Origin of the sequence: Aeromonas sp. 602200, from assembly GCF_049173895.1 — a bacterium.
In the GTDB taxonomy this organism is placed as follows: Bacteria; Pseudomonadota; Gammaproteobacteria; order Enterobacterales; family Aeromonadaceae; genus Aeromonas; species Aeromonas veronii_A.
On record NZ_JAAKSL010000026.1, the window covers coordinates 1 to 8,158 of the forward strand.

General features: G+C 48.0%; 7 protein-coding genes. All 7 read right to left on the reverse strand.

Annotated elements, in window-relative coordinates; genetic code table 11:
- A partial coding sequence (locus tag G5221_RS20125; protein WP_421263787.1) for a GDP-mannose 4,6-dehydratase occupies positions 1-529 on the reverse strand: 529 nt, incomplete at its 3' end.
- A gap of 1 nt (position 530) precedes the next feature.
- Positions 531-1,460, reverse strand: a complete 930-nt coding sequence (gene galU, locus G5221_RS20130) for a UTP--glucose-1-phosphate uridylyltransferase GalU (RefSeq protein WP_213388787.1) — start codon at positions 1,458-1,460, stop codon at positions 531-533.
- Between the two features lie 26 nt (positions 1,461-1,486).
- Positions 1,487-2,512, reverse strand: coding sequence for a glycosyltransferase family 1 protein (locus tag G5221_RS20135; RefSeq protein ID WP_421263788.1), 1,026 nt, complete (start codon positions 2,510-2,512; stop codon positions 1,487-1,489).
- Complete coding sequence (locus G5221_RS20140) at positions 2,500-4,365, reverse strand: glycosyltransferase family 2 protein (RefSeq protein WP_421263789.1); 1,866 nt, start codon at positions 4,363-4,365, stop codon at positions 2,500-2,502. Before G5221_RS20140 ends, G5221_RS20135 begins: the two co-directional genes overlap by 13 nt.
- A gap of 244 nt (positions 4,366-4,609) precedes the next feature.
- Positions 4,610-5,512: a glycosyltransferase family 2 protein gene (locus G5221_RS20145; RefSeq protein ID WP_421263790.1), complete on the reverse strand. Its 903-nt coding sequence runs from the start codon at positions 5,510-5,512 to the stop codon at positions 4,610-4,612.
- 95 nt (positions 5,513-5,607) lie between these two features.
- Positions 5,608-6,774 (reverse strand): nucleotide sugar dehydrogenase, encoded by a 1,167-nt coding sequence (locus tag G5221_RS20150; RefSeq protein WP_421263791.1) that lies wholly within the window; start codon positions 6,772-6,774, stop codon positions 5,608-5,610.
- Positions 6,775-6,833: 59 nt separating this feature from the next.
- Positions 6,834-8,051 (reverse strand): glycosyltransferase family 2 protein, encoded by a 1,218-nt coding sequence (locus G5221_RS20155; protein ID WP_421263792.1) that lies wholly within the window; start codon positions 8,049-8,051, stop codon positions 6,834-6,836.
- Between the last annotated feature and the right edge of the window lie 107 nt (positions 8,052-8,158).

Consider the following 8,158-nt stretch of genomic DNA (forward strand, 5'->3'; position numbering starts at 1 on the left):
GATGGTCGCTGGAAGCCTTGGAGGCAGAATAGGGGCTGCTGGGGGCGTAGGGGGTGGTCTCGGTAAAGAGCGGCAATGACTCACCGGCAGCCACTTCATCCGGATGGGGCAGATCCCCATACACCTCATCGGTGGAGATATGGTGGAAGCGGAAGGCCGCCTTGCGCTGATCATGAAGACCATTCCAGTAAGCGCGTGCCGCTTCCAGCAACATATAGGTGCCGACGATATTGGTCTCGATAAAGTCAGCCGGCCCTGTAATGGAGCGGTCAACATGGCTCTCGGCGGCCAGGTGCATCACCGCATCCGGCTGGTGCAGAGCAAACACCCGATCCAGCTCGGCACGGTTGCAGATATCCACCTGCTCAAACGCATAACGCTCGCTTGTCGATACATCGGCCAGGGATTCCAGATTGCCGGCATAGGTGAGTTTATCGAGATTGATAACAGAATCTTGGGTATCACGGATGATATGGCGCACCACGGCAGAGCCGATAAAGCCGGCACCGCCGGTCACGAGGATTTTCATATTAAACACTAGCCTTTTCGATTTTTTGTGAGGTCAGGGAGTTGATATAGTCAGTCACAAACTGACCAATTTCATGGTGCCTCATGCCATAGGCAATATTGGCCTTCATATAACCAGCCTTATTGCCACAGTCGTGGGACAGCCCTGTCATATGGAATGCATCAACCGTTTCTTGCTCAATCAACATGGCAATCGCGTCGGTCAACTGGATCTCATTACCAGCTCCGGGAGGCGTCTTTTTGAGCAAGGGCCAGATATTATTGCTCAACACATAACGACCAACGACGGCCAGGTTGCTGGGGGCTTCATCAATATCCGGTTTTTCAACCAACCCAGTGATGGGTGCGGATTGACCTGGCTGTAACTTGACCTGATTACAATCAGCTATCCCATATTTATCGGTATCAGCCAGTGGCACGGGCTCAACCATTACCTGGCTTTGTCCAGTCAACTTGTAACGCACCAACATGGCAGCCAAGTTTTCGGTGTGTTGATCGGCAGTATATTCATCCAGAATGACATCGGGTAAAACAACGGCGAACGGTTCGTCACCGATGACCGGATAGGCACACAAAATGGCATGGCCTAATCCTTTGGCTTCTCCTTGACGCACATGCATGATGGTCACATCTTTCGGACAAATATTCTGTATCTCGTCGAGCAGCTTTCGTTTAACGCGAGATTCGAGGGTCGCCTCCAGTTCAAACGAAGTATCGAAATGGTTTTCGATAGCATTTTTTGAAGAGTGGGTCACCAGTACAATCTCTTTGATACCCGCTGCCACACACTCATTGACCACATATTGGATCAGCGGCTTGTCCACGATCGGCAGCATCTCTTTCGGGATAGCCTTGGTGGCAGGCAACATTCGGGTGCCAAGACCGGCTACAGGTATAACAGCTTTTCGCACTAAAAAATTATTATTAGGCATGTATTATCTCGTGCAGGTTATAGTTATCAGTTTGCCAAAGAATAAGCATATAGTTTCGCATTATTGGCTAGCTCAGCTCGTTTCTTTTCTTTATTAATCAGTAATGTTATTGCATCAACCCAGCGTTGGGGGTCGTTCTCCAACAGAATGCCGTTGATGTTTTGTTCGATAAAATCGTTATAGGGAGCACAATTGCTATATACACCCACCGCGCCCATTCTGACAAAGTCATAAAATTTTACGGGACCACGTGCCAAATTAAAATCAGAGTCAAGCAGCGGCGCCAATCCGATATCCAACTGATGGGTCTTGGTATACGCAAGATAATTTAGCCAACTCATTGGATGCAGCACTGAAACTCTTGGCAGGTCGCGATAATGTTTATAGATATCATGCTCGCCAAAAATTTCAAAGCTGGCACTAGGGCAGGCTTCCAAAACCCCCTCGACGATTTGCCGCAGCCAGTACTTCTCTTCCCGATGAGAGCTTGAACCATGATAAGCTATTCTTACTGGTTTTCTTTTTTCAAGAAGTAATGGCGATGGTTTTGCGGAAACTATTTCCGGGTTAAGGTGGAAATATTTTTTAGCCAAATAAGCTGTAGATACCCAGATATCATCACAGTGCTGCGTGATCCATCGATGTTGAGCTGCCGAGCGCCTTATTATCTTGCTGCGATACTCTTTCGGTAACGTAGATAGAGCCGTCGGGTCAAACAGATCGTCATCCATGAAATAAACTATTCGGGAGCATCTGTCGATATATCTTTCTATATGCTGTTGCCACTTCGGAGAGATAAATCGAATAATGACAAGAGCAGATCCTTCCGGAATAGGGATTTCAGGGGAAACAAGAATGTCAACGCATTGACATCTTGCATCAGGAAATCGACTGGCAATAGCCGATTCAAAATAGGCCAATGTAGGGGATTTCCCTTCATGTAATATAAACAATCGCTCACTGTCAATTTCAGAGCTTTGCTGGCTGCCATAACTCTGTTTATTGAGTTTAAGATAGGGCTTGAATAGTTTCCTGCGAATTAATTCATCCATGGCAACACCATATTAGGAGCTCTGCTTAGAGAGAAATCAGGACGTTCATAACTCAAGTTAGGGTTATAGGCAGGATCGTGTTTCAGCACACCATCCCATCGCGTTCTCATATATCGCAACTCAGATTTTGCTCGTCTCTGCTGTTGTATTGATACATCTTTACCGCGGGAAATAGACTCATGATGATACAGTTCAGCAAAAGGCGTCCAGACTACTCGCCAGCCGGCCTCTCGCACTCTGAGGCAATAATCGACGTCATTAAATGCTATCGGCAAATTCGTTTCATCAAGTCCACCTAGCGCGATATATAAATCTTTATGAGTCAATAAACAGGCAGCCGTCACAGCCGACAACTCTTGAGCACTGACAGCCCGCCGCTGGTATCCGGGATCGTTTGCGGACAAACCATTATGAAGGTGATCTGCACAACCGCCAGGTCCGACAGCATCGCCGGCATGCTGAATCAAACCATTTCCGTAATAGAGCTTTGCACCGACTACGCCCACACCAGGACGCAATAAATGAGAAACCATTTCATCCAGCCAGTCAGAGCTGATCACCTCGGTATCGTTATTCAGCAAGCAGACCAGATCGCCACGTGCTTTGCTTACCGCAAGGTTATTGATGGCTGAATAGTTAAACGGATGATCATAAGAAATCACCCTGACGCCATAAACCTGTTCGATATGGGCAAGGTAAGCAAGGGTCTCCTCGTCGTCGCTCTGATTATCCATCACCATGACATCCATATTGGCGTATTGCGTCTTGTGGATCAGGCTTTCAATACAAGGGCGTAAATGAGCAAGACCATTTCGGGTGGGGATAATCACAGAGACCAATGGTAATTGCGTTGGCAATGGCCAGAACCAACGACATACACCATGAGGTGCAGCCCCAATGCTCACACCTGATGGCAATAAATCCTCTCTATCTTTCAGCGGATCACAATCATTCGAAAGCAACGCACTTGCGGGCAGATGCATCATCAATGACGGAATATGGGCAATCTGGTTTGGCTCACACTGCTGTGCCAACTGTAGCCACCACTGATGACATGCTGCCGCATCAAAGGGGATTTGGCTTGCGCCTTGTTCACGCCACAAGCCACACCAGCCAATATAGTTTTGGCTCTGCAGCAGTGTTTCATTCCAGTCAGGTTTAAAGTTGGGAGAGTGACGTTTGCCTCTCTCGTCAAGCAGGTCGTGGTCCCCGTATAGCCATAAACAATCCGGATCCTGGCGTAACTGATATGCCACCCAGAATAGGGCGCTGGGGGACACCAGGGCACCCGCAGGCAACGCCCACTGCCACTCGTCGCCAGGCTGACTGGGGATATCTGAGGAGGCGCCATGCTCCTGCAGCCTGATGTGACTTGCCGGATAACAGAGTGCCTGGATGCTATCCAGGGTCTGCTGGCGGCTCTGGTCACTCTTTTCGTCAACAAGATGAAAACAGACACGTGGCAATGAGTCCCAACGTGCCAACAGGCCTTCAATCAGCTTGTACTCGGCGGGTTCCAAGGTATGGAAGTTTGCTAGCCACTCTTCATAGCTATCGAGCGGCTTGTCGTCACGTACTCTACCGACAAGTTGGTAAGCCTGCTGCAGATCCGTGAGCCACAAATGCCATGAGAGGCCCAACCTTTTACGTCTGGAGTTCGACAGGCGTCGATAAAAGGGCAAGACCCGGCGCAATCGACGCCAGAGACTCTCAATAGGAGAGACACAACGAAGCTCGCTAATCTCCACATGGCAATCCGCGCCCTTGCTGCTGGCCAGCAAAGAGAGATGGCAGGCTCCCGAGGGCAGATAGACCAGCTCCTGCAAGGTGCCACGGCGAGTGACCGGCAACACTTGTTCGTGCCATCTCCCCTGCCCGCACTGCCAGCACAGACGAGTCTCCCCTCGTGGTTGGCTCGCCACGATTGTCCCCCGGATCAGGAGCCAGCCAGAGTGGCACGAAAAAGCGTCAGGTAATGCCAGAGGTTGCCAATGACCATCGTTATACATATATAAATTCACAACCTGAGGGGGACATTGAAAGAGTCCGCCACATCAGTGACAGACCATGAAGAATAGAATTAATAAGTAACAGCAGTTATTTAATCAGCTTTTTGAGACTGGTCGCTAACCAGGAGTGATTGGACTCCTTCCTCTCTGCAGGCAAGGCGGCTAATTGTTCACTCAGTGTCATCATCTCGGCCTTCACTTGGGGGGCCAGTGCAGCGGCCAGCAGACATTGCTCGTCATTGCGATCATGAGCCTGAAAATAAGCCTTATGTTTGACTCGATTAGCCGTTGCCGCACTACCACGCAAATGTTTCCCAAGCAGGAACTCTTCCAATGATTTAACTGCGTAATGGTTGACTCGTATGCCATTCCAGATGACCTGAGCACTCACACCATTACCGTGTTTGGCATGTAATACCATGTCACTGCCATTGGCATCGATATAACGCCCATAACGCAAATTGGAAAAATGAGGGTTGAAAAAACTGTCAACCCGGGAGGGGCGCACAATACTCTTGAAGTTGTGGTTCACATTGAAACCAAGGGGGGCACGCTGCGTGAAGCGTTCAATCACCAGCCCCTCGCCAGCAAAGGTCTCACCATTGGAGCCAAAATTAGACCAATTCAATCCAACGGCACTGACACTATTATCTGCAAACCATTGTGTGGCCACCGGACGCAAATCATTTGACTCCAATGGCAACAAAAACTCGTCGGCATCGATAAATGCCAACAGATCTACATCACGCGGGCAAGTGCGCAAAATTTTATCATATGCAGGTAACTGCGGTTTCTGCAACCCCACAGTTGGATGGTCAAATACAGTGACCACCCCTAATTTGGCCAGAGAGCCGAGCAGTTCACGTGAGCCGTCGTTACTTCCATTATCTGCAATAATAAAGCCACTGACACCGAGTACCCGGTGAAAAGCGATCCATTCGAGCAATCCATCTATTTCATTTTTGACAATTGCAGCAATAAATAATTTCAAGGCGGGTTCTCAATCAGGATAAAAAACTGCAGGATGATACATCACGATACCAGTGCTGGGAAAACAGACCCCACCCCCATACACAATTGCAGATATCAGTCAGAACCGAATAGATCCCTGGTGTAAACCTTGTCCGCCATATCGCTCAATTCAGTGGCCATCCGGTTGCACAAAATCACATCACTCACAGCCTTGAACTCGTTCAAATCACGAATAACACGAGAGTGGAAGAAATGCTCCTCCCTGATGGTCGGTTCAAAGACCACCACCTCGATGCCTTTCGCCTTGATCCGCTTCATAATCCCCTGAATGGCGGAGGAGCGGAAGTTGTCCGAGCCCGCCTTCATCACCAGACGATAGATACCCACTACCTTGGGGTTGCGGCGAGTAATGCTGTCGGCGATAAAGTCTTTGCGGGTGGTATTGGCATCGACGATGGCGCGGATCAGGTTGCTGGGCACCTTGTTATAGTTGGCGAGCAACTGCTTGGTATCTTTGGGCAGGCAATAACCACCGTAACCGAAGGAGGGGTTGTTGTAGTGGCTGCCGATACGGGGATCCATACCAATCCCTTCGATAATCTGGCGACTGTCGAGACCGTGAGACTGGGCATAGGTATCCAGCTCGTTGAAATAGGCTACCCGCATCGCTAGATAGGTGTTGGCAAACAGCTTGATCGCTTCCGCCTCAGTGCAGCCCGTCAGCAATACCGGAATATCCTGCTTGATGGCCCCCTCTTGCAACAGGGCTGCAAAACGTTGGGCCCGTTCGCTGCACTCCCCCACCACGATACGGGAAGGGTGCAGGTTGTCATACAGTGCCTTGCCTTCGCGCAAGAACTCCGGGGAGAAGATCAGATTCTCGGTGCCGAGCTCTTTGCACATCCGCTCGGTAAAGCCCACCGGAATGGTGGACTTTATCACCATTATCGCATTGGGGTTGATGCTCATCACATCGCGGATCACCGCCTCGACCGTGCTTGTATTGAAGTAGTTGGTCTCGGGATCATAATCAGTGGGAGTGGCGATAATCACATAGTCGGCCATCTTATAGGCGTCGAACTTGTCCAGGGTCGCCCTGAGATTAAGGGGCCTGGTCGCCAGATACTCTTCCAGCTCCTTGTCGACGATGGAAGATTGGCGGCGATTAAGCAGTTCGACTTTTTCTGGCACCACATCCAGTGCAATCACCTGATGGTGTTGGGCCAGCAATACAGCGTTGGAGAGCCCGACATAACCGGCACCTACAATAGTAATGTTCATATATTCAACCAGTATAGAAATATACGCAACGCTGCATTTAGCATACAGCAAACAAAAACCTAACAGAAAAGATCCAACAATATGCTATTAATGCCCAACTCAGCACAAACCAGTCCATTTCCATCTAATCCATACACATTAAATGCATGAATATTAACATCTGGCATTCTGAATGACGCCCTGAATCCAACATTTAAATCACTACTTATACCTTTGCCATGTACATCATTACGGGCAACGACAATATACTCCTCCGGTGACACTGGGTACATATTGTTGAGTATGACAAGCAGGCGATGTACAGGCGCCTTGTGCACATCGATAGCCCAGCCACGCAGTTCATATATATTCTCTTTTTTACTAAGTGCATCAGCAAACCCCACCCCCATCCCTTTTTTAGTTTTGTAAACAGGGATGTTGGGTTGTTCAGCATGATATTTATAATTAATGTGACCAAGTTTATTTGTTATTTCTGATATTTTTAACTTTACCTTATCAATAAACCATTGCGGAACGTGGTCTTCGTTATGGTTAAGGTCATGTCCTCTGAAGAAGGATATATCTCTAGCCATACTATCTTTTAGCGTTGTCGCCCGTCCCCGAGATGCTTTTTTATTTAGAAACTCCGCTTTAGACTTTATCACATAATGATTTAGTCTGAGGGGATACCAAACCGTCTGCTCCCCTATTCCATCTTTTTTATCTTGATTTATACCGTTAACCATGACAAATCTTTGGTCATGGCGGATGGTAAATGCATGCGGGGTTACCCCTGTATCAACAACAGCACTCACGCGAACAAGGGATTTATAATGTTTGTTAACAGCATGATGTTCTGGGGCTCGATGTGTAAACCGCTCAATAACTAGGCCATTACTTGGCAGAATTGAATAGGATGAGCCATAAACAGCCCAATTAATGGATATCGCCCCAATTTCAGGATTTTCCAAAAGGGGTTTAATCGATGTCAACCCATCCTCATAGTCCTGAGGTGAGAAAAACTCATCCGCATCAATAAAGGCTATCCATTCATCCTGTTTGGCGCGTTTTAGAACCTCTCTATATGCTCCCAGTTGTGGTGGGGTATTGGGTTGTGTGGGATAATTAATTCTTTTTATTAAGCCGATAGTATCAAGGGCGGCCAGAAGTTCAGAGCTGCCATCTGTGCTTATATTATCAGCAATATAGAAATTATTGATACCCAAGCATTGATGATAAGCGAGCCATTCCAAGATAAACGGATACTCATTTTTAAAAATAGCACCTATGGAAATCATATATAATCACTCAAGCCTATAGGCATTAGACATTAGGCATTAGGCATTAGGCATTAGGCATTAGGCATTAGGCATTAGGCATTAGGCATTAGGCATTAGGCATTAGG